Genomic DNA, 1,182 nt, shown 5'->3' on the forward strand with positions numbered 1-1,182 from the left:
CTAGTGTGGTGTTTCAGAAATACCACTGAAAATCATTTGCCCAGCGCTCGCGCCGCGCGAGCGACTGAGGCAAGGATGTCCTCGGCCTTCTTGTGCCACCGAAATGGCTTCGGGTTCTGGTTGTAGGTTTCCAGGTAGTACTCGATCGACGCCTCCAGATCTTTAACGCTGACATGTGCCTGCCGCTTGATCCACTTCTCGCTCAGCGTTGAGAAAAACCGCTCAACCAGATTCAGCCAAGATGCCGAGGTCGGCGTGAAGTGGATGTTGTAGCGCGGTCGCGCCGCAAGCCACGCCCTGACTTTGTCGGTCTTGTGAGTCGCGTAATTGTCCATGATCAGATGGATCGGCATATCGGCAGGCACTGACACATCGATCTCCCTTAGGAAGGCGAGAAACTCGGTACTGCGATGTTGTCGTTTGAGTCGGCCAATCACCTCACCGGTTGCCACATCCAGGGCTGCGAACAGCGAGGTCGTTCCGTGTCGTTTGTAGTCATGTGTGCGGGTTGCTGGGTTACCTGGGGAAAGCGGTAGGCCCGGCTGCGTGCGGTTCAGCGCTTGGATCTGGCTCTTCTCATCAACGCAAAGCACCAAGGCTCGTTCGGGTGGGTTCAAGTAGAGCCCAACGATGTCGTGAACCTTGTCGACAAACAACGGATCAGTGGAAAGCTTGAAGGTCTTCTCCAAGTGCGGCTTGATCCCGAACGCGTGCCAGATGCGCATCACGCTTGCAGGAGACAGGCCCGTCTCACGACTCATCCGTCGCGTGCTCCAATGACTGGAGTCGTCGGGCTTACCTTGCAGCACTTGGTTTACCACTTGCTGAACTTGCTCATCGGAAATAGTGCGAGGCCGGCCAGAGCGCGGTTCATCGTTCAGCCCCAGCAGCCCCAACTTAGAGAAGCGCTGACGCCACCGCGAAACCACATCCTTGCTCGTGCCTAAGCGCTGAGCGATGTCATTGCCTGATTCGCCTGCGGCACAGCCGAGAATTATCTCTGCGCGCAGGCGGGCATCCTGAGCGCCTTTGCGAAGTTTGATCCGGCGTAGCAGTTCCGACTTTTCAGTTTCGGAAAGGGTAATGACGGTTGCTGGTCGGCCCATGTCGATGCCCTTGGAGAGTTGGCTTCCACAGAGCCTAGCTCAGATTTTCAGCGGTATTTGTGAAACACCACACTAG

General features: G+C 56.4%; 1 protein-coding gene. It reads right to left on the reverse strand.

The features are described from left to right. Positions 1-32 precede the first annotated feature (32 nt). Positions 33-1,106, reverse strand: coding sequence for an IS630 family transposase (locus tag HU766_RS25935; RefSeq protein ID WP_033698628.1), 1,074 nt, complete (start codon positions 1,104-1,106; stop codon positions 33-35). Positions 1,107-1,182: the final 76 nt, after the last annotated feature.

The sequence above is a fragment of the Pseudomonas sp. SWRI77 genome (assembly GCF_014269105.1).
GTDB classification, from domain to species: domain Bacteria; phylum Pseudomonadota; class Gammaproteobacteria; order Pseudomonadales; family Pseudomonadaceae; genus Aquipseudomonas; species Aquipseudomonas capeferrum.